The following is a 23,647-nucleotide window of genomic DNA, read 5'->3' as shown; positions in this document are numbered from 1 at the left end:
TGTCAATGACCCTGTCGGAGAAAGGAACTGCGGGAGAAGCGACGCCAAGACATTCGTGATGAAGCCGAACGATTGGCGAACGACCTCGACGATTTGACCGAGACCAAGGCGATACAGGATCCAGGCGCATCTCCGACACAGCTCATTCAAGGTGACGATGGACATTTACGGGCGCCTCTACGAAGACGCCCGCGACGCCGTTACCGACGCAATGGGTGCGGCGTTCGGGCAGTCGAAGCCGGAGTCGTCAAACGTACGTCAGATGTGGAGCTAGGAGTCGATGGTGGCTGTGACGAAATTCCAACGTCAGCCCGAATGAGTTCGGCAAGCTCCGGAATCGCTGCGCGCATCGACGAGACGACAGCTTCGGAGCGACTTCTAGTCTCTTCTACTTCATTCGACAGTGCGATCTCCTCCGGATCACTCGTAGAAGTGCTTTGGAGGCCGTCCCATCGGTCCTGGGCCAGGAAACGATTTCGAGTCGTAGATTTGAATTCGAACACCAAATCATGCGCCGCGCTCAGAGCTTGGGATGTCCCTTCGTGGCAAACGAGTTGAAGTTTCCGTACTTGCAGGTCGACAGCCTTCGCCTGGATATCGACAAGTTTGTGGAAGTCCCACATGTAATAGTGCAACTTCTCGGCGGCAGGCGGTTCCTCGAGAACAGAACGTGGATCGTACATACCCTTTACACAAAGATCCACGAGTCGTGAGTACTCATCGTGGAAGTCGGCCGCGTAGTCGATGACGCGATCCCGACGCCACCGCTCCTGCTCGCGGGTGTCAGCTGCGGTAATCGAGGCGCGGGTAGTGCTGTTTGTCTTCAAGATCCCCAGCAGGGTCACCAACGCTAATATTGCCGAGCCGAGTAACGGCAGCCAAGCCTGCCACCATGGGGATGACTGAGCGATATTGTTGATGATCAGTTGGGGATCAGGCATTCGTTCATTGTGACTCCTCGTACCGACAAGTGGGCCAGACCGCCTCCGCAGCGTTTGCCGCGCAAGCAATCCCGGAGTCGCTAGAAGTGTGAGCAATCAAAGGCTAGGTAGATCCGTTCGCGAACGCTCAACCGCAACTGTCAGTGCAGATGAAAGTTCTGCAGGCGCCGCCCCGTCGAAGACTAGTGACAGTGCAATGGTGGACAAGATGTGTTCGCGCTGACTCTGATCCGATAGTTGCGAGACAAGACTGACTGCTCTTCTCAGTCGCTCTGACTCTGCAACCGACTCATTGAGTTTGGCGAAATTCTGCGCTGCGACTTCCTCGGCGGCATTGGCCTGCTTGAAAATTAGGGCGCCGACTCCGGTCGAAACGGCACCGCATGCCGCCGTGAAGACGCCGATGTCTACGGCGGCGAACATAGTGACTCCACAACCAGCGAAGATTGCCAAAATTCCGACCAAACCAACCCAGAGCGAAACGGCTCGAAGTTTGTTGTTCTGAGACTCGGCCCCACGCAAGTGCGCGAGATAGATCTGTGCTTGTTCGTCAGCGATGGAGCTGAAATCTGCCTCAAGGCTTGCAACGAGAATGTCCGTGTGATGGGAAACATCAAAGTATTGAAGTGAAGGATGACTTGAATCTTCCGCAGCCTCTAACTCTGGCTGTGACGTTTCTAGCCGCTCGCTCAGTTGCGCTTTCGCGTTGTTGGCGACTTTGTGTGCTCGCCGGGCGAGGGCCTCTGCTTGGTCAAGGGTCTGTTCCGAATCTAATCCGCGTTCCCTCGCCGCAATTAGCGCACCTACTGCCGCGCCTACCGTTGCTGTCGTGGCGGCCACAGCAGCAACTGTTGAATACCAATCGTTGCCGCCCGCATCCGACTGCGCGAGTATTTCGAGAATCATCTGAGCATTATGTCTGGCCTGAACTCAGTTGGGTCAAATTTCGATCAGGAAGGGTTTCCGGGAAGCTTCCGTCGGCGGCTCACGAGACGCGCATCGCGCCGCAGCGTTTGGCGCAATCAGAGTTGGCAGGGGGCTACTTCGGGGCTAAGGCTGACGCCGAAGAGTGTATTTATACAGGTAGATTGGGGTAATGTGCGTCCGGCGAGCGTTTGGCTTCAACGGTCAGCATCTGATGCTGCACTACGTTGACAATTACGGTGTGACCAATTGACATCTGCGACGCGTTTTGTATCTATATCGGTTCAAGAGTTACGCGAGATACCGGTAGACCGTCGCACGTGAGCAGTCGAGCATCCGTGCAATGTCCGGAGCGCTGATACCTTTTTCGCGCAACTGTTGAGCTTTGATCGCATCAGCATCGGTCACCTTGCGGGGCCGTCCACCCTTGCGTCCGTTCGCGGCAGCCGCAACCAGTCCGGCACGTGTGCGTTCGATCATCGTGTCTCGTTCGAGCTGAGCGAATGCGGCCATGATCGTCAGCATCGCCTTTCCCATCGGTCCATCGGTATGCAGGCCCTCGGTGACGCTACGAAATCCGATTCTGCGCTCGGTGAGTTCGTCTATGAGTTGCAGGACGTGGACAGTGTTGCGGCCGAGTCGGTCGAGCTTCCACACGGTGAGTACGTCACCTTCGCGCAGGTGGTCGATGCACGCATCCAACTCGGGGCGCGTGGTCTTGGAACCGGAAACGCCGTGGTCGGTAAAGATCCGGGCTGCACCTGCTGCTGTGAGCGCGTCTAACTGAAGCTGCGCATTCTGCTCGGTGGTGCTCACCCGTGCGTATCCGATGACTGCCATTGTCTCGCTTCCGTCTCATTATCTCGTCAACCCCTCGGTTATGAGACTATTGGTTATGAGACGGGATTACAAGACGGTGGCGCGCGACAGCGACCAGGCGAAATCTAATCGACGGACCCGGGTGGTCGCAGTCGCATCAATCGATCGTTTTCAAGACAGTCAATGCCACGCCAGAAGCGAATCACTCCCAGTAACCCTCCTGACGATCCTGCCCTCGCTCGCACAAGTGAGTGGCCTTGTAGCGGAGGTCGCTCTGGCGCCTTCTGATCTCCGACCTGACTCTTAGTCCTCGACCTGCAGATGCCCATTCAAAGCTCTTGGCCTTGAGTACTCGGATCGTTCGGAGCAGGGTCCTACTTCTGCATTCCGCAGACCATCGGAATGCATCCTCACTATCCAAACGAGCGAACCCCCAGTGCGCATGCGCATCATCGAACAGCACCTTCAGCTGTTTTTCCTCATCACCGCCGTCGGGACATGCACGAAATTTCCGTAACGCATCTTTCATTTCCGCTTGCAATGATTCTTCCAGCTCGTATGCCTGCTTCTCTGCTAAGCGCGGACCGAAACGATTGCTCAGAAAATCGAATTCCGCCTCAAGGCACTGACGAATTACATCGGCCGAGGTCCCGCGACCGGGGGGTGCAGAATGCAGCATCGCCCAGTACTCGGTTTCCACATTGTTGAAGGCCTTACTGTCCCAGACAGAATGGGGTACGTGACCCGACTTTTCTGCATCCTTTTCCTCCGACGATCTCCGCATCGCGTCGTCTTCGAATATTTTTTCGGCACGAAGAAGGTATTCACGCCACACAGAGAGATCTGTCGTGTCGCGTCTTTTGTTCTCGCTTTTCGTGCTCAGCTTCCAGGTTGTTAGAACTGCTCCGGTCGAAACGAGACCAGCGATCACTCCTGACGTGGCGATCCCCGGCCAATCTGTATTGACGATCTCGACAGGCGTACTCATCGAAAAACTCCAGTCTTCAATTCAGTCAGTTGCGCCGACATAATTCCACACCTGCATCCACCTGGTATAGGCCCTTGCCCCTTCAATTGCCGAGTCGACCTGCCACTCAACCTCTCCGAAGCATGCGTGTCGCGGTGTGCGTGTGTATCGGGTGGAATATCGATCGGAAACGCAGAACTCTATCGTTTGCGAGACACGCTTGACCCTGCGACGGCCGGTTGTGTGGCATACTCGCACCGCCGTTGCCGTCATAGTTGAAGCTGATAGCTAGGCATATCGGTTCAATCAACATTTGGGTTTACCAAATCTGCTCCTGTGCAATTTCTTCTGCACGTGTCCTTAATCGCGTGCGATCAAGCAAGTCAGAAGTCCTCTCGTTGCCTGCAATCGAGTTCTTGACGGCTTGTTCACCAAGCAAAACGTAAGCCCACCGTCGATGGCTACGTTGAGATGGTTCAAGTTCATTGATTTGCTCGCACCAGGCGATTGCTGCGGCCTGTTTTCTATGAACATTGATATCTGAGAGCGCGAAATCCGCCTTCGTCTCAACGACGTAGATCATTTCTTCCGTACGAAACAAGAAATCTGGCGAGTACCGGGCCGGCATACCATCAGCCTTTAGATACGGTCGTTGGATGAAGGTATGTTTGTACTCGCTAATCTTGCAAAATGCTTCAACGTTGGTATCGTTGTTTGCCCATTCTAGGAACTTACGTTCGAGGCCACCACTGTGCGTGGGAAATGGCAGCTTCGGATAGATGCACTTAGTGACCTCGACGCACGACGACGTTCTGACACTGAGTGTTGGAACCTCGGACAATCGACGTAAGTTTACTTCGGCAATCGATACGACTTCCTGAGTCAGCGACCGCACCAACGCTGACGATATATTCCCTGCAAGTTCGTTCGCGATCATGTCTGTCAATAACACCCGCCAGTTCTCGTCCGCTAACGGATCGATTACCTGGTTGAAGAATCGGTTTCGAATGTAGGTATCGATCCATCCGAGAAGTTGAGGTCGGAAGGTTTGAAGCATAGGGAATGCAGCCAACGAGTTGTACTTCTTCGCGCTGGAAGTCATCTCAGCTCGCGAACCGCCCAATGCTTCGGTTATGCGGACGGTAAGACGTGACAGGAAGTCGTTGTATCCGGTTGCCGTCATGACACCGCCGTCGACGCGGTAATCGCCAAACTGTGTCTTGGTTTGTGCGTCAACTGAAACGAATCGGTCACCCTTACCGACAAACTTCTTAGCGTCAGCAAACAGGACCCGGGATCGCGGCAATTGATAGGGGTCGAGTATCGGCGTTCTGAGCTCTTCCTCCCGATCTCGGACCATCATCGGGATATGGAAATCAAACTTCTCGTACCCTGGCCGCAACTCAACCAATTCCAGGTCTCCGGTTGCTTGCGGTGTCGCGTCCGACTCGTCTCCGACTTCACCTGCAAGTCCTTCGGCCATCAGTTCATCATAAAAAGCCGAGAACGCGGGGTGTTCGACAATGAAGAGAACGTCAAAGTAGTTCGCTGGCTCAAGCTTGTTGGCGATCCGCCTTCGCGTGTCCCGCTTCATCTCATCGATCGTTTCGTCCCCGCGCCACATTAATCGGAGTCCTCGTCCGATCAGCTGTTCCAGGAGAATTGGTGCCTGACTCGAGCGCAGTGGAACGATGACCGCGATATTGTTAACGTCAAACCCCTCGCGCAGCATCAGGACACTGACTATAATCTTCGGCGATTTGTGACGATCTACATCGAACAGTCGCTCCCGAACAAGCCCCCATTCCGACTTAGACATCTCACCCTTGCGGTTAGAGTCGACAGTTAAGACATCTTCTTCCGCCAACCCCTCCGAGTGGAGAAATTCTTCAATATGGGTCGTTACCGATGTGTCTTCACATACAATCATAAGCTTTGGATGTTTGTCTGGATCTACGTGACCGAAGCTCGTTTCCAGCATTGAGAGTTTTTTCAGGCCCGCACGAAGCATGGTGCGTTGACCCGATGACAGTCCGGTTACCTTACCTCCGGAGTCGCGCTCGGCGCTGAAATCGAGTGGAAGGTCTGCAATCTCTTTGCGCTTATCAAGTGCCAAGGACTTTACAAGCCCTGAACGCATAGCTTGTTTCAGATCGAAGTCAACTACAATATGCGGGAAATACTTGATCCCTTTCTTCGCGCCCTTTCCTACTTCGTTGTAGGGTGTAGCCGAGAAGTCTATCTGAACAAACCGCTTCCCCTTGGTTGACGCTATCTCGGTGAGACTCTTTTGCCACTCGACCTCATCAACTTGCTGCCCCTTTGTGATCGAGTGAATGTGATGCGCCTCGTCATTGAAGACCATGAGACTTGAAAGGTCTTTCAGCCACTCCAGTGGACCGCCGCGCAAGTGCTTTCGATCGAGGACGTCTAGGCTATTACCAGCATTCAGCCCAGGACTTATAGGGAAGAAACTCTCAATGGCCGCCTTTGCATCGATGTCAGCACCAGGCGCGTCAGTCGGGAGTATAAAATCGGGATCTTCTACTCCTGCAAGTAGGTGCCAGTTTGTGATGGCTATCAGACCACTGCCTGTAACCTTCCTGCCGATATCTTCTTTGGTTACTACAGATGACTGGACGAATCCGAATATCTGGTCACGATAATTGTCGGGAATGAATATCTCTTGATGCTTGACAATATCGGATGTTTTGAAATCGCGCTCGCCATGACGCTCTTTACCCAGGAATGAATCAAGTAGGCGATCATACACGATGAGTCCAGGAGCGACGATCAGAAAGTTGGATGTGAACCGTTCATCGTCCGGATAGTTGCCTTTATTCAAGTATTGCCAAATAAGGAGGGCATTCAGCACCCAAGTTTTGCCAGTGCCAGTCGCCATTTTTGCGGCATACTTCGGATGGTTATTCTGTTTTCGACTGATTTCCGCGAGAGTATCTCCGCTAAGAAGTGCCTCGGAAGCTATTTGACGGTAGAGATTTTCGAGGTTAGGCGCTTTCAGAACCTCATGAGCATAGATTATTTGTAAAATTGCGGCGCGCTGCCCCTCATGAAAATTTACGGGACGTAGCTGAACGTAGTCATCCTGGAACCAGTACTTCAATAGTTCCGCAGTCGTCGGAGTAACCTCATCAATCAATGCGGTCGGCTGACCTTTGACGATGTCGGGCATCTGTTCGTCAACGATTCGTTGAAGTGCCGCTGCTAGAGGAAAGTTGTCTCGAATGACACTCATGCCTCGACCTCGACCTTCTCTATGATAACTTCGGACTCATACCCAAACACATCGACTGCTCTCACACAGACGCGACGAGAGCTCGGCTTGAATGGGACTTCCACTTCGGCAGTGGTAACCACGCGCAGCTCATCGCCGTCATTTTCGATATTTCCTCGGTAATCCTGCCAAACTGAGCGGAAAACTTGACCGTCATAGTCCGGGTCAACTGCCCAGTATTCGAGGAGCGCCAACGGCTCGTGGTTCATAACATTGACCAGCTGTTCCCGGTTCTTCTCATCCAAGTTGATAGCGTCAGGAGAGAGCAAAACGTAGTTCTCCAAATTTACGGTGATTGTTTCTGAATCCGACTGCTGGGTTCGGCTTACTACGGAAGCTTGCAAGTACTGCAGCGTCGCGAATCTGACCTCGTTCGCCAGCTTCTCTACGGACCCCTTCTTCTTGAGGCGGTCGAGCAGGTCCGGTGGAATGACCAAAACTTCAAGGCGATCATCATTCAAGGCTTCAATGTCGTGTCCAATTGAATCCGAAAAGTTCCAACCGAGCACTATGACCTTGTCGAATCCACCCATTGTGGCGAGTCGAGCAGCTTGAGCACGCTTCAATGTCGCCCCCGTCACCAGCGCATTCGGACTCGTCGCGATCACCAGCGTCTTATCTGTAGGGATTCGTCCCAACGCACCGCCTTGGTTGATCTCGGGCGGCAGAGGGACTGCCCCAAAAAGCTGAAGAACAACCTGAGAAAGCTCGCCAACACGAAATTTACGGCCAAGGACAGATTTGGCCTGTTCGACCTGATAATCGCCTATTGCTTGAAGGAGAAACGGTTTTGACTGCTGGTCTATCATCCGTTTTCGCGTTATCATCATCGCAGGTTTACCTAGCTCAGTTGCAATCCAACGACGACCTGTCCGTTCGGCCACGGCTGCCGTTGTCCCAGATCCTACGAAGAAGTCGGCAATTATATCGCCGGGGTTAGATGCCGACTGAATAATTCTCTCTAACAGTGCCTCTGGCTTCTGCGTTGCGTAGTCCAATTTTTGCTTCTTATCAGCAGGCATAATGTACGGCAAACGCCAAACATCATCGACAGTTCTATGTGTGTCTTCGTAGTACATAAGTTTACCGTCTTCGTCACGCGCCTGCTTCAAAGTCTTTGTTACTGGGTCCCATGCCCGCTTTTGTTGCGTCTTAGGAGCGTCTCGCAGTTCCCTCAACGTATTAAAAACTGGCTTTTGATCTTTCTTGTAGACGAATATGGTATCGTGATTCGAGGCGAATCGACCGATATTGCCCTGCATCTTGTTGTAATAATGCCAAACTACTTCGTTTCGGAAATTTTCTTTTCCGAAGATCTCGTCCAAGATAATTTTTACATAGTGGCCGACATGCCAGTCGAGGTGAACAAACAAAGATCCCGATTCCGATAGTAACTCCCTCATCAATATAAAGCGAGGGACAATCATGGCTAGATACGATGCCGTTCCATCCGACCATGCATCGGAATAAGCAAACTGCTCCATGACAGTCGGCTTCTGATTTAGAGTAACACCCGGAAGTGTAATCTTCGACCGGTAGTCAGCCTTCGAATCAAATGGGGGATCAATGTAAATTAGATCAATTTTCCCGCGCATGGAGGGATGGTCCGAATCCCCAGCCAGGAGAGCGGCCATGGCCAGGAGATTGTCCCCGTAAACAAGACGATTCGGAGCGTCGCGGTCTATATCGCCACTTTGAAACTCTCGAAATAGGTCCGCTTCCGAAGTATCCTTATTGGGGATAACCAGCTCACGCGTCTGCAACGTGACCCGGTTCCGGCCCTCGAGGTTCTCCAGAATTTGCGCGGCCTTGCGCTTTCCATCCGAGACGATTCCAGGCAGCTGTTCCAGTAGCGATTTACTCAAGGTTTCCCCGACTTCTCATTGAATCCCAATACTCTGTGCCAACCCTACCGTTGGCTGGTTGGTCTGGAGCCATTCTGCCTCAGTAGGCTGACATCTCGCGCTCGGTCTTCGCCAGGCCGGATCTAGCTCTCGGCATGGCAAGAATGGGGGTGAGCGCTGTCGATTCCGCGGTCTGGGCGCCGGCGGTCAAGGCTCGTCGTACGGCCGAAGCGATAGGGGTGGAATCCTCCACCCCTATCGCCACCCTAAGAATTGTGCATTGACCTGCATAAATCGAGGTGGACGCCGTGGTGGAGGTTTCCACCCCAGCCCGTCAGCAAAGGCTGTACCACTCCTTATCTCCATCAGTTCGCTTTGCGACTGATCCATCCTCGATCATTAGTGCAACCGCTGGATCGAACTCGTCGCGGTCCGCCGAACTCAGGCAACGACGCAACGGGCCGCGAGTCATCGCCCCATTTCTCAGTTGGCGGGCAATGTTTTTCGCAATGCGATCGATCCGTTTGTCGATCCGGGTGGCAGCGGTCGTGTCCTCATCCTCACCTCGAGCGACTGCTTGCGCCGTGCGCCGCATTCGACTCCGTTCGGACAGCACTTGCTCAATTTTCCCCCGGGTGCGACTCGATACGACCATCACCTGTTCTGCCAATCGCCAGTCGTCGTCGCTCATGACGCTGCGGCCATCAAGAACCATCAATCCGGCAGCGACCTTGAGTCGGCAGAGCATCACATGCCCGTCGAGTGGATTCTCGGCGTTCTCTCGGAGTACGGCCACTCTGTGAGCGTCCATCTCCTCGCGAGCTCTATCTGGAATAGCGACAAGCTCTTGGGTGGTTTCCCACCGCGGAAACTTGACCACCCACGGCGCAGGTTCAGGGGGGCGCATGTCGGGTGCATTCGGGTCACTTACAGGCAGCCACACGAACCTCTGCGGGGTTCCACCACCCGCGTCATCAAGCAGCGGGGCTGCATTCTCTGGCTGCACGCCGACAGTGAGGCACAGGCGGTAGCAGTGGCTCCTCACTGCCGACGTTGTAGCCTTCGACGCATTATTGAATCCGATCGATTCACCCATGTAGGCCTTGCGTAACTCAGCCATCAAGGTGGCGCCCTTTCGACCTGCGAGAGCTGCCAGCGTGTCGATTTCCGACACCGCAATCAACGCACGGGTTCGAGCTGATGATTCGCGGTCATCGGAGTCGGGTGCCCGAAATGCACGAGCGAGTCCTTCGCCACTGCCGATGTTCGGCTGATCAATCTCAATTTTGCGGTTCCCGAAGTCGACGAATTCGACAGCTGCAAACCCTGCGCCGTCCGATGCACCCTTACCGGCACCGGAAGCCCCTACTGCAGCGAGAAAGAGGTTCATAGACACCGCAGCTCCCACTGTCGGAGGCAGCATTACGTTGGGCTCATTCGAGGCTATCGCACGGGCGAGTACAACGCCGAGCGTCGACCATGGACCAGCTCGACGCGCTCGAGCGAAGTCCCGGATATGCGCCAGAACCTTTCGTTCATTCCAGAATCCGTCATCAGGATCGCTATGGTTCGTGACCGTCACCGGAACAAACTCGTGGACATCGTGCCCCGCGGTCACGTGATCAGTGGCATCCTTTCCAACTTTCGCTTCGACAATCGTTACGGTCTCGGCAACCCCATTGAGGTTCTTCGCGACGTCCTGGGCATGCTTGCGCCCAGCCACATCCTTGTCCGCGACAATTTGAACATTCCTGTCTGACAGCGGATTCCAGTCAAAACGACTAGCTGCAGTATTGGCGCCCTGGGGCGGCGATACAGCCGCCACACCAAGCACAGCGAGCGCGTCCGCACACTGTTCACCTTCCGTAACGTAAACGGTTAAGGTTCGATCTTCGGGGAGGGTTTCAACGCGATAGAGCGACCGATCATCCTTGTTCCCCGACTGCGGAAATTGCTTGTCCGGCGTGCGCCTCACAACCCGCCCACCTTGGTATCGGTAGGTCACACCACTCCGATTGTCGAATAAGTCGTGCATCGTGAGACCGACTTTGGAAAGCACCTCGTCGCGATCATCCGCATGGCTGTAAATCAGAGTCCTATCTCGTCCGTACATAGCACTGATCGACCTGTCTTTGTCGCTGTGACCAGGCGATTGAATCGTGGCCCGATCGCCAGCGGAGTTGAGGTCGACGATGCTTCCAGCGTCCTCGAATGCCCGAATTACACGTTCGAACGATCTCACGCAGTGGCCTCCGACTTCGCGCGTGTCGCGCACTGACACCTGGTGCGCCTGCAAGACGGGTCATGGCTGATCAAAATATTGAGGCTCTCTGTGTTAGCGTGAATCTGATTGATTGTCTGACGGCAATTGAGAATTCGAGAAGCGGATCCCTGGCCGGATCCGCTTTTCTCGTATCTGGCCATCATTCAATCTTCTGAGCGTTGAACCGAAGTGACGTCTGGCGTTCGGCGACTTCCCTTACGCCTTCAGCGAGTTGAGCGATAACGGTGCGCGCTTCGTCGACCGTCAAGATCAACGTGAAGTGCTGTCCGATCCGGAGACTGACCTTTCCTGTGTAGGGCATTGCAACTACGTCGGTACCTGCGGAGCTGTGGGCCATCAAGTCAGCCATATCAGCCAACCCCCCCGCGGGTGGTGGCGATCTCCCGCGATGCGACCCACTTCTCTACTTCGCCCCTGCGGTAGACGACGCGCTTCATACCGAGCTTGAACGACGCCGGTCCCTGGTCCGTATGACGCCACCACCTCAGGGTGGCCTCCGGAATCCCGTATTCCGCGCAGAGCTGTTTCGTAGTGATGATTTCCGTTGCCAAAGTCGACAACCTTCCTGTGTAGTGCATCAGATAATGCATTTCATGCAGAACGCAAGCTGCATCCTGTGCAGCAAAAGGATTGCACACACTTGCCTGCATGGCAAGCAGTCTGCATACTGATCCTCATGCAGCAAACTGACGTAGGTGAACTCTTTGGTCAGCTCGTGACACGACTTCGTACAGACAAGGGCCTGAGTCAAACCGCATTAGCGACGCGGCTCAGCGAGGAACTCGGAAAGAATGTTGACCCCACGACAATCACTCGGATGGAGCGAGGCGCTAGGCCGACCACCATCCTCGAGCTATACGCCCTCGCAAACGTCTTCGGGGTTCCAGTTCACGATCTCCTTCCCGGGCGCCGTGATTCGCCAGTAGAACTCGCGGCGATGTATCTGAAATTCACGGAAGGAGGGCTGCGACGAGAAAGAATTCTGGCCGAAGCGCGGGTGAGTGAACTTGAGGAAGATATCGAGCACGTTTCGGTCGCTGCGGCAGCTGCGGCGCGCCTTGCGATCATGTCGGGGAGCGAGCAACGATTTACAGCGGATGAATTGACTGACCTTGAGACGCTCGCCCGCTTCGGAACTGGAGGTTATCTGGAAGTTTCGTTTTTGGATATCTTCCACGAACTCGTCTCCGAAGCGGAGGCTTCGAAGGCGGATTCGTGGGCGAAGCTTCGGGGGGCCGAAAGCCTTGGTCTCGACGAGGAGGATGTGCCGGACGAGGTTGTGCACTACTTGGGATTGATCGATTACCTGCGTCGGGGAAGGGTTGAGAGTGCCGCCGAAGCGCAATAGGCGTGCGGGTGTCGAGGATCTCTGGAAGAAGGCAGACGGCACGCGTTCCAAGCTTGACGGACAGGGAAAGCGCTGGCGCGCAAGGTATGTAGACGATCAAAGCCGGGAGCATACAAAGCGGTTTGTGCGCAAAGCGGACGCTCAGGACTGGCTCGATAGTGCAACTACGGCACTGACCCAGGGCACGCACGTGGCACCGCGTGATGCACAGCTCACCGTCCAAGAATGGTGTAATCAGTGGATTCTCGGCTACGCGGTACACCGCGACTCGACGGTCAGGCAGGCGCGTACTCACATCGCGCAGATTGTTGCCGAGTTCGGCAAGATACAACTCTCTGCTGTTCGCCCATCGGCTGTAAAGGCGTGGACGTCGAAACTGAAGGTAGACGGATTCGCGGACTCGTACGTCTACGCGTTGCATTCACGTCTGGCGCAGATTCTTGGCGATGCGGTTCATGATGGTCTGCTCGGGCGCAATCCCTGCTCCCGTAGAACGTCACCACCAATGGGTCGCGCCAAGGTCTACGTAATTACAACAGAACAGTTGTGGGCGCTGCACGACGGAATGCCCGAGCATTATCGAGTGGCAATCCTGCTCGGTGCATTCGCTGGCCTTCGGATAGCGGAAGCGTCGGCGCTCCGTGTGACTGACGTTGATTTCATAAGGGGAGTTGTCTACCCGAAACAGCAGTGGCCCGACAAGCCGTTGAAGACGCGGGGGAGCGAGGTTCCGATTCCGGTACCTCAGACGCTGGCGCTCATGCTCTCGGCGTCGGTGAATCAGTGGCCTCACGAACAGATGGTGACGAACGGCGCAGGGAAGGCTGCAGCACCGTGGTTGGTTGAGCGAGCCTTGCGGGCGGTGAAGGATGCGGGGGAGATCGATCTGCCGGATGAGTTCAGCTACCACGATCTGCGTCACTACTTGGCGTCACTTCTCATTGCATCGGGTGCGGACATCAAGACTGTTCAGGCGCGGATGAGACATGCGAGTGCGAAGACGACGCTCGATGTCTATGGGCACATGTGGCCGGATGCAGACGAGTCCACCCGCTTGGCGATCGATGCTGTGATCACGAAGCGGATGGACTCGGTTAAAACTACTGCGTACTGACTGCGTACCGAAGGGACGTTTTCTACCTTCCAGTGCTGGTCAGTGGGTCAAGCGGATCACACGTCGTAGTAGAGCTCGAACTCGTACGGGTGCGGACGCAGGTTGACCGGAGCGATTTCCTGCTCACGCTTGAGCGAGATCCAGGTCTCGATCAGGTCGGTGGTGAAGACGCCACCCTCGGTCAGGTACTCGTGATCGGCTTCGAGGCGGTTGATGACCGTCTCGAGGCTGGTCGGAGCCTGCGGGATGTTGCGAGCCTCCTCCGGGGGAAGCTCGTAGAGGTCCTTGTCGACCGGAGCCATCGGCTCGATCTTGTTCTTGATGCCGTCCAGGCCGGCCATCATCTGTGCAGCGAAGTTGAGGTACGGGTTACCCGAGGAGTCGGGTGCGCGGAACTCGAGACGCTTTGCCTTCGGGTTGTTGCCCGTGATCGGGATACGGACAGCTGCCGAGCGGTTGCGCTGGCTGTACACGAGGTTGATGGGGGCTTCGTAGCCCGGCACCAGACGGTGGTACGAGTTGATCGTCGGGTTGGTGAAGGCCAACAGCGACGGAGCGTGGTGCAGGATGCCGCCGATGTAGTGGCGCGCCATGTCCGAGAGGCCTGCGTAGCCGGACTCGTCGTGGAAGAGGGGCTTGCCGTCCTTCCACAGGGACTGGTGGACGTGCATGCCCGAGCCGTTGTCACCGAAGAGCGGCTTCGGCATGAAGGTTGCGGACTTGCCGTGCTGCCAGCAGGTGTTCTTGACGATGTACTTGAACAACTGCAGGTCGTCAGCAGCTGCGAGCAGCGTGTTGAACTTGTAGTTGATCTCCTGCTGTCCGCCGGTGCCGACCTCGTGGTGGCCGCGCTCGAGCTCGAAGCCCGCGTTGGTCAGGTTGGTGGAGATTTCGTCGCGCAGGTCCACGTAGTGGTCGTACGGAGCGACGGGGAAGTAGCCACCCTTGGCGCGAACTTTGTAGCCGAGGTTCGGGGAGCCGTCGGCGTTGGTCTCTGCGCCGGTGTTCCAGGAACCGGAGATGGAATCCAGCTCGTAGAACGCGGAGTTCATGCCGGAGTCGTAGCGAACCGAGTCGAAGATGTAGAACTCGGCCTCGGCGCCGAAGAATGCGGTGTCCGCGATGCCGGTGCTGACCAAGTACTCCTCGGCCTTGCGGGCAACGTTGCGCGGGTCGCGGCTGTAGGACTCACGGGTGAACGGGTCGTGCACGAAGAAGTTGATGTTGAGGGTCTTCGCCTTGCGGAAGGGGTCGATCTGCGCCGTGGTGACGTCGGGAAGCAACATCATGTCGGACTCGTGGATCGACTGGAATCCGCGGACCGAAGATCCGTCGAATGCGAGGCCGTCCTCGAACACGTCCTGGTTGAAAGCAGACGCCGGGATCGAGAAGTGCTGCTGGACGCCGGGCAGGTCGCTGAACCGAATGTCGACGTACTCGATGTTCTCGTCCGCGATGTACTTGATGACCTCTTCGGCCGTGGTGAACGCCACGCTTGTGCTCCTTAAGTCGCTTCAGCCAAGTGATGTCGGTTGAATCCGTCGAGGCAGACGGTAGGGAGCTGGTGTTGCCCGCTCGTCAACCCTTTGTTTCGGCAGTGTTACGCGTCGCAGCATCCTGGGGATTTCCGAAGTCCATGTGACCGGCCACACAGTTAAAACCCGGCAAATCTGGACTACGGTGCTGCGACGCCTATCCTGGACAGCATGGCACGTATCACCGGAACTTGGCTCTCTGGGCCGCAAGCAGCTTTGCCGAAGAGCGCGGACGGCCGTGAGCAGTCGTACCGTGGCGAGCTCCTCGGTTTCCCTCAGGAGGGTCCGGGTTCGCTGGTCGGTTCGGGCCGTCGTATCGCGGCACTGTTGGTGGATTGGGTGATGGCTGTGGGAGTGGCCTCGCTCATCACCGGCGACTTCTTCGACGGTATGACCTCGACTGTCACGCTGATGGTGTGGTTCGCAGTCGGCGTCGTCACGGTGGCGCTGTTCAACTTCACACCGGGGCAGTTCGTCCTCGGACTTCAGGTTGCACGAATCGAAGGCCCGATTCGAGTGGGCTTCGTGCGCGCGCTCGGACGTCAGGCACTGCTTGTGTTCGTGATTCCCGCGACCATCACCGACATCGACGGTCGCGGTATGCAGGACCGCGCGACCGGCACTTTGCTCGTGAAATCGCGCTGACACAAACTTCTCGAACGAAGAAAGACCCGGGTCCGTATGGGCCCGGGTCTTTCGTTTGCTGTGGGGGAGTGTCAGCGACGACGAATGGTTCGCTGCATTCCCTTCATCTTCGCGCCTCCGGGCATCGGGCCCTTGGGAAGCGCTGCTCCGCCGCCGCGTGCGCTCAGTGCAGCGAGGCGACCCTCGATGTTGTCCATGCGCTTGGTGTCGATGTTGCGGGGCAACTTGTTCAAGTAGCGCTGGAGCTGCGAGAGCGGAACCTGGCCCTCGTCGTTTCCGATGATGATGTCGTAGATCGGGGTGTCGCCGATGAGGCGGGCAGTCTTCTTCTTCTCCTGCGCGAGGAGGCCCTTGACGCGTTGCGGCGAACCCTCGGCGACGAGGATGACACCCGGCCGTCCGACGACGCGGTGAACGGCATCGAGTTGGGTAGTGCCGGCGACGGCATTCGTGACGCGCCACGCACCCTGCATGTTGTCGAGCGCCCACGCAGCGGCACCGGCCTGACCTTCAGCCTTCTTGTACACCGATTTCTGGACGCGACGACCGAAGATGATGAAGGCGCCGAGGAGACCGAGAACGATGCCGATCGGCAGCAGGAACCACTGAAGGCCCCAGATGAGGCCGACCAGGAAGAAGACCAGAGCCGCACCGACGAGGGTGCCGATCATCAGCGGCAGGAGGAGCTTGTCGTCCTTGCGCTGCATCTGGAATGCCTGCCAGAGCTGAGTTCTACGTTCCTTGGAAGCCTGCTTGCGGGCAGCCTTCGCTGCAGCCTTTGCCTCTTTGGTGGGTTTGCCCTTACCGGATTTGCTGCCGTTCGCCATGTACCCAGGATACGTCCATTGCTGTGCGCCTTTACTAACCGCCCGCGGTTAATAAAGGCGCACAGCAAAAAGTGGATCAGCGATTCAGGCGCGCCATGAGTGAGCTGGCTTCCTGGGAAGCGTCGCCGCCCTCGGTCAGATGACGCTGCGCCTCGGGAAGTTCACGGCCGTGATGTGCCATGGCCTGCGCATACAGGCGGCCGGCGCGGTACGACGAGCGAACCAACGGACCGGCCATGACGCCGGCGAAGCCCATCGCTTCTGCAGCCTTGGAGTGTGCGACGAACTCCTCGGGCTTGACCCACCGCTCGACGGGGTGGTGCCGGGGCGAGGGGCGCAGGTACTGGGTGATGGTGAGGATGTCGCAACCGGCGGCGTGGAGATCTGCCATCGCCTCGGTGACCTCTTCAGGGGTTTCGCCCATGCCGAGGATCAGGTTGGACTTGGTGACCAGTCCGTAGTCGCGTGCTGCGGTGATGACGTCGAGGCTGCGCTGGTACCGGAATGCCGGACGGATCCGCTTGAAGATGCGGGGGACGGTCTCGAGGTTGTGTGCGAGGACCTCGGGGCGTGAGGCGAAGACCTCGTCGAGCAGTTCGGGCTTGCCGTTGAAGTCCGGAACCAGGTTCTCGACGCCGGTGCCCGGGTTGAGTTCGTGGATCTTGCGGACGGTCTCGGCGTAGAGCCAGGCGCCGCCGTCGGGGAGGTCGTCGCGGGCGACGCCGGTGATCGTGGAGTACCGAAGGCCCATGGCCTGAACGCTTTCCGCGACGCGACGGGGCTCGTCGCGGTCGAGGGCTTCGGGCTTGCCGGTGTCGATCTGGCAGAAGTCGCAGCGGCGTGTGCACTGCTCACCGCCGATCAGGAACGTGGCTTCGCGGTCTTCCCAGCACTCGTAGATGTTGGGGCAGCCCGCTTCCTCGCAGACGGTGTGCAAACCTTCACGCTTGACCAGGCCCTTGAGCTCCGTGTACTCGGGGCCCATCTTTGCTCGGGTCTTGATCCAGTTGGGTTTGCGTTCGATGGGCGTCTCCGCGTTTCGGATCTCGAGACGGAGCAGCTTACGTCCTTCTGGGGCGATAGTCACGACAGTGATCCTACGCCCGGTGATTACTGCAACGGGGTTCGGGCGAGCCCGTCAGCTGTACTGAACGGTAGTAAAAGTCGGAGTAGGCGAGGCGCTTTCGAAGGTGACGCGCTCGACGTTCCGTTCGGTGACGGGCATGGTTCCGTCGAGAGCAGCGATCACTGCCTCGGTCACAGCGGGAGTGACTTCGTCCACGGTGACGTCGCGACCGAGTTCATGCGACAGCGTCGTGACCCCGGCGTCACGGATGCCGCAGGGAATGATGTTGTCGAATCCGGTCAGGACCGAATTGCAGTTCAGGGAGAAGCCGTGCAGTGCCACGCCCCGTTGGACGCGCACGCCGATGGCAGAAACCTTGCGCTCGGGCTTCCATTGCCCGTTTGCGAGTTCGGCAGGCAGCCAGACGCCGGAGCGGCCGTCGATGCGCCCGCAGTTCAGGCCGAGGTCCGTGCACACCGTGATCAGTGCTTCCTCGATGCGTCGGACATACCGCACCACGTCGATGGGCTCGGCCAGTTTCACGATCGGATATCCCACCAGCTGGCCGGGGCCGTGCCAGGTGATCTTCCCGCCGCGGTCGACGTCGATGACAGGCGTGCCGTCGACGGGACGATCTTCGGGTTCCGTGCGTCGTCCTGCCGTGTACACCGGCGGGTGTTCGAGGAGCAGTAGCGTGTCCGGTCCGATGTCGTCCGCCCGCACTGCCGCGAGCTCACGCTGGCGGTCCCACGCGGCGTTGTAGTCGATCGAACCGAGTTGCTCGACGGCGATCGGCAGTTTCGAGAACCGGGCGGAAACGGCAGCGCTGCTCATGGACGTAGAGATTACGCCCGACTTCGGAATCAACCGAGTGCGGCCGCCAGCGCTTCGCCGATCGTGTTGTGGCGGAAAGAGAATCCCGCCTTTTCCAAAGCTGCGGGAATGGCGCGCTGGCCACCGAGGATGCCGCTCTTGGCGAATTCTCCGATCAACGCTTCGAGTGCGAACCCGGGAACGATCCAGGGAGCCGGGCGGTGGACCGCACGGGACATGGCGTCATTGAACTGGGCATTGGTGACAGGGGCCGGACCGGTCAGGTTGACGGGACCGGAGAGTTCGGAATTCGTGAGCGCGAATTTGATCGCGTCGCACTCGTCCTCGAGTGAGATCCACGGAAAGTACTGGCGACCGTTGCCCAGTCGCCCGCCGAGGCCGAACGAATAAAGGCGCCGAAGCCGACCGAGCATGCCCCCATGAGGTGAAATCACGACGCCGGACCGCAGATTGACGACGCGGGCACCCGCCGCACGCGCCGGTTCGGTGGCAAGTTCCCAATCGCGACACGTCGTGGCGAGAAAGTCTGTGCCTGCCGGCGAATCCTCGTCGACGATCTTGTCGCCGGTGTCGCCGTAATAGCCGACGGCGCTCGCGTTGGCGAGGACGGGAACCTTCTGACTCGCGACCGCTTCGGCCAAGACGTCGGTCGCGACGATGCGGCTGTCACGGATCGCTTGCTTGTAGGAACCCGACCACCGTTTGTCGCCGATGCCGACGCCGCAGAGGTTCACGACGGCGTCGGCGCCCTGCAGGACGGAGAGGTCCAGACGGTCGTGGTCCGGGTCCCAACGCGATTCGTCGGGGCCGGCGGTCGAGCGTCGCACCAGACGCACCACGTCGTGGTTGTCGGAGCGCAACGATGACACCAAGGCCGTTCCGATCAAACCGGACGAGCCGGCGATGACTACTCGCATTCGGAAAGCCTCCTTCGATTCAGCGTGCTTCGATATCCGAACGTATATCTCCGACCGTACTGAAAAAGCCGGGGCGCCACCTCCTGATGGAGATGACGCCCCGGCCGGCCGAGCAGTTGCTTACAGGCCCAGATCAGCTTCGAACGAGGCTTCTTCCAACCGCTGCTTCACAGTGGTGAGGAATCGGCCGGCGTCGGCGCCGTCGACCAGACGGTGATCGTAGGTCAGCGGCAAGTAGATCATCGAGCGAACGCCGATGGACTCGTTGCCGTTCTCGTCGGTGACCACCATCGGGCGCTTGACGATCGCGCCGGTTCCGAGCATGGCCGCCTGCGGCGGTACCAGGATCGGGGTGTCGAACAGCGCGCCCTGGCTGCCGATGTTGGTGATGGTGAAGGTGCCACCCGAGAGCTCGTCCGGCTTCAGGCCACCCGAGCGTGCACGCTTGGCGATGTCGGCGATGGCTCGGGCCAGGCCGGCCAGGCCGAGATCGCCGGCGTTGTGGATGACGGGGGAGAGCAAGCCCTGATCGGTGTCCACTGCGATGCCGAGGTGCTCAGCGTCGTAGTAGGTGATCTGCTTGGCAGCCTCGTCGTAGCTTGCGTTGATGTTCGGGTGCGACTTCAGCGCCTCGACGACTGCCTTGGCGAAGAACGGAAGGAACGTCAGGTTGACGCCTTCGCGCTCGATGAAGCCGGCCTTGGCACGGGCCCGCAGGGCGACGATCTTGGTGACGTCCACCTCGAAGGTCTGCGTGAGCTGAGCGGTGTTCTGCAGCGACTCACGTGTCTTGGTGGCCGTGATCTGCCGAATACGGTTGGCCTTCTGCGTGGTTCCACGCAGGTGTGCCAGTTCGGGTCGGACGCCTGCGGCTGCGGTGGCGGCCGGTGCGGCCGCGGGTGCTGCAGCAGGAGCAGCGGCGGCGGGAGCCTTCTTGGCCTCCGCAGCGGCGAGCACATCCTGCTTGCGGATGCGGCCGCCGACGCCGGTGCCGGTGACGGTCGCGAGGTCGACGCCGTTGTCCGTTGCGAGCTTGCGCACGAGCGGGGTGACGTACGGGCTGCTGTCGCCGGAAGCTGCGGGGGCAGCCGCCGGTGCGGGAGCCGCAGCAGGCTTCGGAGCGGGGGCGGCCGGTGCGGCAGCAGGCTTGGGTGCCTCGGCCTTGGGTGCCTCAGCCTTCGGTGCTTCAGCCTTGGGGGCAGGGGGTGCGGCCGGTGCTGCGGGAGCGGCCTTGGGTGCCGGAGCCGCGGCGGGTGTGCCGGAGCCGACGACGGCCAGCTGGCCACCGATCTCGACGGTGTCGTCTTCCTGCGCATTGATCTCGAGCAGGATTCCGGCGACGGGGGACGGGATCTCTGTGTCGACCTTGTCGGTCGAGACTTCGAGCAGCGCCTCGTCGACGGCAACCTCGTCGCCGACAGCCTTGAGCCAACGGGTGACGGTGCCTTCGGTGACGGACTCGCCGAGGGCGGGCATCGTCACGGCGGTACCTTCAGCGGAACCGCTCGAAGCGGCGGGTGCCTCGGCAGCGGGAGCTTCTTCAGCGGGAGCTTCGGCAGCCGGCGCTTCCTCGGCGGGAGCTTCCTCGGCGGCGGGGGCGGGTGCCTCTGCCGCGGGTGCTGCGGCTTCGCCGGCTTCACCGATCTGGGCGAGCTCGCCACCGATTTCCACGGTGTCGTCTTCCTGCGCGACGATCTTGGTCAGGACGCCGGCGACGGGAGACGGAATCTCGGTGTCGACCTTGTCCGTGGAGACTTCGAGCAAGGGTTCGTCGACTTCGACCGTGTCTCCTTCCTGCTTGAGCCACCGTGTGACAGTTCCCTCGGTGACGCTCTCACCTAGGGCTGGCATCTGGACGGAGAAGGCCATGTCTTTTGACTCCTCGACAGTTGTGTTCGGGTTGTTGAATTTTGTCGACTTGTGGTCGTAATGCATTGTGCTCGAGTGGCGCGCGACGTGCGGCTACTTGTAGCTATTTTGCCGATGTCGACGCGCGGGCGCGGCGTCACCGTCGTTCATCTTTCCATTGATACGCCGGGCGTGTCCGATGAGGGGGATGCCGTCCGTTTCGGGTGTGTCGGCTACTGGCGAGTAGGTATGCGTCGGGGGTCCGGCTGTAACGTCGTAAGCGGACCAAACGGTATGTCGTGCGCAGGCACAACGGACATCGCCTGGCAAACTTGACATATCGCCGGGGTGCATCCGCGGCGTCGGTACCGAGGAGGGTACGACCGTGGGACTGTTCGATCGTTTCAAGCGTCCGCCGAGTGCGGCTCAGGCCGCAGCGCAAAGTGATGCGGATCATCTGGCGAATTGGGCGCACTCGCACGAAGGCGTCGAAGCCTATGTCGAACCGCAGACGACGGTGACCGAGGTGACCGTCGTCCTGGTTGCGAAGGACGGGGAGTGGACTCGTCGTCGTGTCGGCGGCGAACGTGGCGCCCGCAAATTGGGACAAGACTTGAAGATCCCGGTCTACGACGTCCGCAAGACGGGATATCCGCAGCGTATGCGCGATCACGACGAACGTAAGCGAATCGAACGCAAGCGGGCCCGAGAGCAGGAATTGCGCGACGGCGCCTGAACTGCTGTGCGCCATTATTAACCGCGGGGGGTTAATAAAGGCGCACAGCAAGGGGTCAGCCGTTTACCGCGATGTCCTCCAGGACCGAGATCATCGTGCGAACGGGAACGCCGGTACCGCCCTTGCCGGTGTAACCCCACGGCCCTGACGTGTTGTAGGCCGGCCCCGCGACGTCGATGTGCGCCCACTGGACACCCTCGGGAACGAATTCCTTGAGGTAGTGAGCTGCGACCAGCATGCCGCCCCAGCGGTGTTGGGTGACATTGGCCATGTCGGCGACCTTGGAGTCGAGATCTCCGCGCAATTCCTCCGGCAGCGGCATGGCCCAGCCGTTCTCGCCGACGCTCTGCGAGATGGAGGCGACGCGGTCACGGAACTCGTCGGTGCCCATGACTCCGGGGGTGCGGTTGCCGAGCGCGACCATCTGCGCACCGGTCAGGGTGGCGGTGTCGATCATGTAGTCGGGATTGTCCTCACCCGCGCGAACCATCGCGTCGGCAAGGATCAAACGGCCCTCGGCGTCGGTGTTGACGACCTCGATGGTGATTCCGCCGTACTGGGTCAGCACGTCGCCGGGACGCTGGGCGGTCGCGGACGGCATGTTCTCGGCCATCGGTACGTATGCGACGACGTTGACGGGCAGGCCGAGCTTGGCGGCAAGCACGACGGTGGAGATGACGGCTGCGGCGCCGCCCATGTCCGAGGTCATGTTCTCCATACCGGCGGCGGGCTTGATGGAGATTCCGCCGGTGTCGAAGGTGATGCCCTTACCCACCAGTGCGACCTTGCGGGCACCACGCTTCTTCGACGCGTATTCGAGGCGGACGAGACGCGGCTGGCGTGACGAGCCCTTGCCGACGCCGATGATTCCGCCGTAGCCACCCTTCTCGAGTGCCTTCTCGTCGAGAACCTGGACGGTGAGCCCGGCCTCGACGCCCAGTGCCTTCGCGCGCGCGGCGAACTCGGCGGGGTAGAGGTGGCTCGGGGGAGTGTTGACGAACTCGCGTGCGGTGGCGACGGCCTCGGCGATGGCAGCCGACCGTGCCAGCGTCGCTTTGGTCTCCTTCGTGCGCGGCGACGGCACCAGCAGTTCGACGCGGGCCAGTGGCTGCGAATCGGGACCGGGAGCCGTCATGGACGACTTGAATTCGGTGAAGCTGTACGCGCCCAACGCAAATCCCTCGGCGGCTGCACCGAGGTCGAGGATCGAGAGCGTGGTTGCGACGGTGTCGATGCCGGACAACGAGCGAGCTGCGGCGCCGGCGGACTTACGGATCTGCTCGCTGCCGAGCTTGTCGGCAGAGCCGAGTCCGACGGCGAGAACGCTGGTGACCGACAGTTCGCTCGGTGCCGGGACACGAGTGAGCTGCTCGGGCTTGCCCGTGGCGCCGACGGCGATGAGGCTGTCGAGGATCTCGGCGAGTACGTCTTCGGCGACGATGCCTTCGCTGAGTGCGATTTCGGGGCCGTCCGGACCCGACGTCAGACCGACGACCAGTATCTCTGCGCGCTTGGCGACTGTGCCGGCGAGAACGAGGTCGGGTCCCAACGATCGGGCTGTGCGAGTGCTCAAGGTGTCTCCTGTGAGGTGAGTGTGCGATGCGTCCGGTTCTGGCGGATGCCTGAGTCGATGTTAGGCCCTTTGCAGTTTGCGGACGGGCGATCGTCACGGCCGGGTGAGCTCTCGCTGCGGACATGTTTCG

21 protein-coding genes are annotated in these 23,647 nt (G+C 58.9%); 4 read left to right on the top strand and 17 right to left on the bottom strand.

Annotation, left to right across the window (positions count from 1 at the left end; all coding sequences use genetic code 11):
* Window positions 1-200: 200 nt before the first annotated feature.
* From ACBG85_RS17030 to ACBG85_RS16985, 10 genes are all read right to left on the bottom strand, one after another.
* Window positions 201-941, bottom strand: a complete 741-nt coding sequence (locus tag ACBG85_RS17030) for a hypothetical protein (protein ID WP_372024110.1) — start codon at window positions 939-941, stop codon at window positions 201-203.
* Between the two features lie 96 nt (window positions 942-1,037).
* A complete protein-coding gene (locus ACBG85_RS17025; protein ID WP_372024109.1) occupies window positions 1,038-1,847 on the bottom strand; it encodes a hypothetical protein in 810 nt (269 codons plus the stop codon).
* Between the two features lie 309 nt (window positions 1,848-2,156).
* Window positions 2,157-2,705, bottom strand: a complete 549-nt coding sequence (locus ACBG85_RS17020) for a recombinase family protein (RefSeq protein ID WP_372024108.1) — start codon at window positions 2,703-2,705, stop codon at window positions 2,157-2,159.
* Window positions 2,706-2,886: 181 nt separating this feature from the next.
* Entirely contained in the window at window positions 2,887-3,672 is a 786-nt protein-coding gene (locus ACBG85_RS17015; RefSeq protein ID WP_372024106.1) for a hypothetical protein, read from the bottom strand.
* Between the two features lie 298 nt (window positions 3,673-3,970).
* A complete protein-coding gene (locus ACBG85_RS17010) occupies window positions 3,971-6,907 on the bottom strand; it encodes a DEAD/DEAH box helicase family protein (RefSeq protein WP_372024104.1) in 2,937 nt (978 codons plus the stop codon).
* Window positions 6,904-8,811, bottom strand: coding sequence for a DNA methyltransferase (locus tag ACBG85_RS17005; RefSeq protein ID WP_372024102.1), 1,908 nt, complete (start codon window positions 8,809-8,811; stop codon window positions 6,904-6,906). Before ACBG85_RS17005 ends, ACBG85_RS17010 begins: the two co-directional genes overlap by 4 nt.
* A 79-nt stretch (window positions 8,812-8,890) precedes the next feature.
* Window positions 8,891-9,055 carry a hypothetical protein gene (locus ACBG85_RS17000; protein WP_372024100.1) on the bottom strand — a complete coding sequence of 55 codons (165 nt, stop codon included), beginning with the start codon at window positions 9,053-9,055 and terminating at the stop codon, window positions 8,891-8,893.
* Between the two features lie 69 nt (window positions 9,056-9,124).
* The gene (locus ACBG85_RS16995; RefSeq protein ID WP_372024098.1) at window positions 9,125-11,032 is read right to left on the bottom strand and encodes a hypothetical protein; all 1,908 of its coding nucleotides are present in this window, start codon (window positions 11,030-11,032) and stop codon (window positions 9,125-9,127) included.
* 181 nt (window positions 11,033-11,213) lie between these two features.
* Window positions 11,214-11,423: a hypothetical protein gene (locus tag ACBG85_RS16990; RefSeq protein ID WP_372024096.1), complete on the bottom strand. Its 210-nt coding sequence runs from the start codon at window positions 11,421-11,423 to the stop codon at window positions 11,214-11,216.
* A 1-nt stretch (window position 11,424) separates the two neighbouring features.
* Complete coding sequence (locus tag ACBG85_RS16985; RefSeq protein ID WP_372024095.1) at window positions 11,425-11,724, bottom strand: helix-turn-helix transcriptional regulator; 300 nt, start codon at window positions 11,722-11,724, stop codon at window positions 11,425-11,427.
* A 26-nt stretch (window positions 11,725-11,750) separates the two neighbouring features.
* On the opposite strand from ACBG85_RS16985, the gene ACBG85_RS16980 reads away from it, so the two are divergent.
* Both ACBG85_RS16980 and ACBG85_RS16975 read left to right on the top strand, forming a co-directional pair.
* Window positions 11,751-12,422, top strand: a complete 672-nt coding sequence (locus ACBG85_RS16980) for a helix-turn-helix domain-containing protein (RefSeq protein WP_372024093.1) — start codon at window positions 11,751-11,753, stop codon at window positions 12,420-12,422.
* A gap of 124 nt (window positions 12,423-12,546) precedes the next feature.
* The gene (locus ACBG85_RS16975; RefSeq protein WP_372024091.1) at window positions 12,547-13,536 is read left to right on the top strand and encodes a tyrosine-type recombinase/integrase; all 990 of its coding nucleotides are present in this window, start codon (window positions 12,547-12,549) and stop codon (window positions 13,534-13,536) included.
* A gap of 56 nt (window positions 13,537-13,592) precedes the next feature.
* On the opposite strand, the gene glnA is transcribed toward ACBG85_RS16975, so the two are convergent.
* Window positions 13,593-15,029, bottom strand: coding sequence for a type I glutamate--ammonia ligase (gene glnA / locus ACBG85_RS16970; protein ID WP_003941609.1), 1,437 nt, complete (start codon window positions 15,027-15,029; stop codon window positions 13,593-13,595).
* Between the two features lie 213 nt (window positions 15,030-15,242).
* Between glnA and ACBG85_RS16965 the strand changes: the two genes are divergently transcribed.
* Complete coding sequence (locus ACBG85_RS16965; protein WP_003941579.1) at window positions 15,243-15,716, top strand: RDD family protein; 474 nt, start codon at window positions 15,243-15,245, stop codon at window positions 15,714-15,716.
* A gap of 71 nt (window positions 15,717-15,787) precedes the next feature.
* Here ACBG85_RS16965 and ACBG85_RS16960 read toward each other — a convergent pair whose 3' ends face one another.
* The 5 genes from ACBG85_RS16960 to sucB all read right to left on the bottom strand — a co-directional run bounded on the left by ACBG85_RS16960 (window position 15,788) and on the right by sucB (window position 21,229).
* Window positions 15,788-16,543: a DUF4191 domain-containing protein gene (locus ACBG85_RS16960; protein ID WP_003941625.1), complete on the bottom strand. Its 756-nt coding sequence runs from the start codon at window positions 16,541-16,543 to the stop codon at window positions 15,788-15,790.
* Window positions 16,544-16,619: 76 nt separating this feature from the next.
* The gene (lipA, locus tag ACBG85_RS16955) at window positions 16,620-17,630 is read right to left on the bottom strand and encodes a lipoyl synthase (protein WP_151098073.1); all 1,011 of its coding nucleotides are present in this window, start codon (window positions 17,628-17,630) and stop codon (window positions 16,620-16,622) included.
* Window positions 17,631-17,681: 51 nt separating this feature from the next.
* Window positions 17,682-18,443 (bottom strand): lipoyl(octanoyl) transferase LipB, encoded by a 762-nt coding sequence (gene lipB / locus ACBG85_RS16950; RefSeq protein ID WP_209447544.1) that lies wholly within the window; start codon window positions 18,441-18,443, stop codon window positions 17,682-17,684.
* 29 nt (window positions 18,444-18,472) lie between these two features.
* On the bottom strand, window positions 18,473-19,360 hold the full coding sequence (locus ACBG85_RS16945) for a TIGR01777 family oxidoreductase (RefSeq protein WP_003941584.1): 888 nt from the start codon (window positions 19,358-19,360) through the stop codon (window positions 18,473-18,475).
* A 120-nt stretch (window positions 19,361-19,480) separates the two neighbouring features.
* A complete protein-coding gene (sucB, locus tag ACBG85_RS16940) occupies window positions 19,481-21,229 on the bottom strand; it encodes a 2-oxoglutarate dehydrogenase, E2 component, dihydrolipoamide succinyltransferase (RefSeq protein WP_118603049.1) in 1,749 nt (582 codons plus the stop codon).
* A 364-nt stretch (window positions 21,230-21,593) separates the two neighbouring features.
* On the opposite strand from sucB, the gene ACBG85_RS16935 reads away from it, so the two are divergent.
* Window positions 21,594-21,944, top strand: coding sequence for a hypothetical protein (locus ACBG85_RS16935; RefSeq protein WP_003941713.1), 351 nt, complete (start codon window positions 21,594-21,596; stop codon window positions 21,942-21,944).
* A 55-nt stretch (window positions 21,945-21,999) separates the two neighbouring features.
* On the opposite strand, the gene ACBG85_RS16930 is transcribed toward ACBG85_RS16935, so the two are convergent.
* Window positions 22,000-23,517, bottom strand: coding sequence for a leucyl aminopeptidase (locus tag ACBG85_RS16930; protein WP_372024088.1), 1,518 nt, complete (start codon window positions 23,515-23,517; stop codon window positions 22,000-22,002).
* Window positions 23,518-23,647: the final 130 nt, after the last annotated feature.

Source organism: Rhodococcus sp. NyZ502 (assembly GCF_041464245.1).
GTDB lineage: Bacteria > Actinomycetota > Actinomycetes > Mycobacteriales > Mycobacteriaceae > Rhodococcus_F > Rhodococcus_F qingshengii.
Note: the sequence above shows the minus strand (reverse complement) of the source record. Positions and strands in the feature narration are given on the sequence as shown.

What these genes read in the sequence shown, in the direction of transcription:
- ACBG85_RS17030 (WP_372024110.1), bottom strand. Translation starts at nt 941, where the DNA reads ATGCCTGATCCCCAACTGATCATCAACAATATCGCTCAGTCATCCCCA.
- ACBG85_RS17025 (WP_372024109.1), bottom strand. Translation starts at nt 1,847, where the DNA reads ATGATTCTCGAAATACTCGCGCAGTCGGATGCGGGCGGCAACGATTGG.
- ACBG85_RS17020 (WP_372024108.1), bottom strand. Translation starts at nt 2,705, where the DNA reads ATGGCAGTCATCGGATACGCACGGGTGAGCACCACCGAGCAGAATGCG.
- ACBG85_RS17015 (WP_372024106.1), bottom strand. Translation starts at nt 3,672, where the DNA reads ATGAGTACGCCTGTCGAGATCGTCAATACAGATTGGCCGGGGATCGCC.
- ACBG85_RS17010 (WP_372024104.1), bottom strand. Translation starts at nt 6,907, where the DNA reads ATGAGTGTCATTCGAGACAACTTTCCTCTAGCAGCGGCACTTCAACGA.
- ACBG85_RS16990 (WP_372024096.1), bottom strand. Translation starts at nt 11,423, where the DNA reads ATGGCTGACTTGATGGCCCACAGCTCCGCAGGTACCGACGTAGTTGCA.
- ACBG85_RS16985 (WP_372024095.1), bottom strand. Translation starts at nt 11,724, where the DNA reads ATGCAGGCAAGTGTGTGCAATCCTTTTGCTGCACAGGATGCAGCTTGC.
- ACBG85_RS16980 (WP_372024093.1), top strand. Translation starts at nt 11,751, where the DNA reads ATGCAGCAAACTGACGTAGGTGAACTCTTTGGTCAGCTCGTGACACGA.
- ACBG85_RS16965 (WP_003941579.1), top strand. Translation starts at nt 15,243, where the DNA reads ATGGCACGTATCACCGGAACTTGGCTCTCTGGGCCGCAAGCAGCTTTG.
- ACBG85_RS16960 (WP_003941625.1), bottom strand. Translation starts at nt 16,543, where the DNA reads ATGGCGAACGGCAGCAAATCCGGTAAGGGCAAACCCACCAAAGAGGCA.
- lipB (WP_209447544.1), bottom strand. Translation starts at nt 18,443, where the DNA reads ATGAGCAGCGCTGCCGTTTCCGCCCGGTTCTCGAAACTGCCGATCGCC.
- ACBG85_RS16945 (WP_003941584.1), bottom strand. Translation starts at nt 19,360, where the DNA reads ATGCGAGTAGTCATCGCCGGCTCGTCCGGTTTGATCGGAACGGCCTTG.
- sucB (WP_118603049.1), bottom strand. Translation starts at nt 21,229, where the DNA reads ATGGCCTTCTCCGTCCAGATGCCAGCCCTAGGTGAGAGCGTCACCGAG.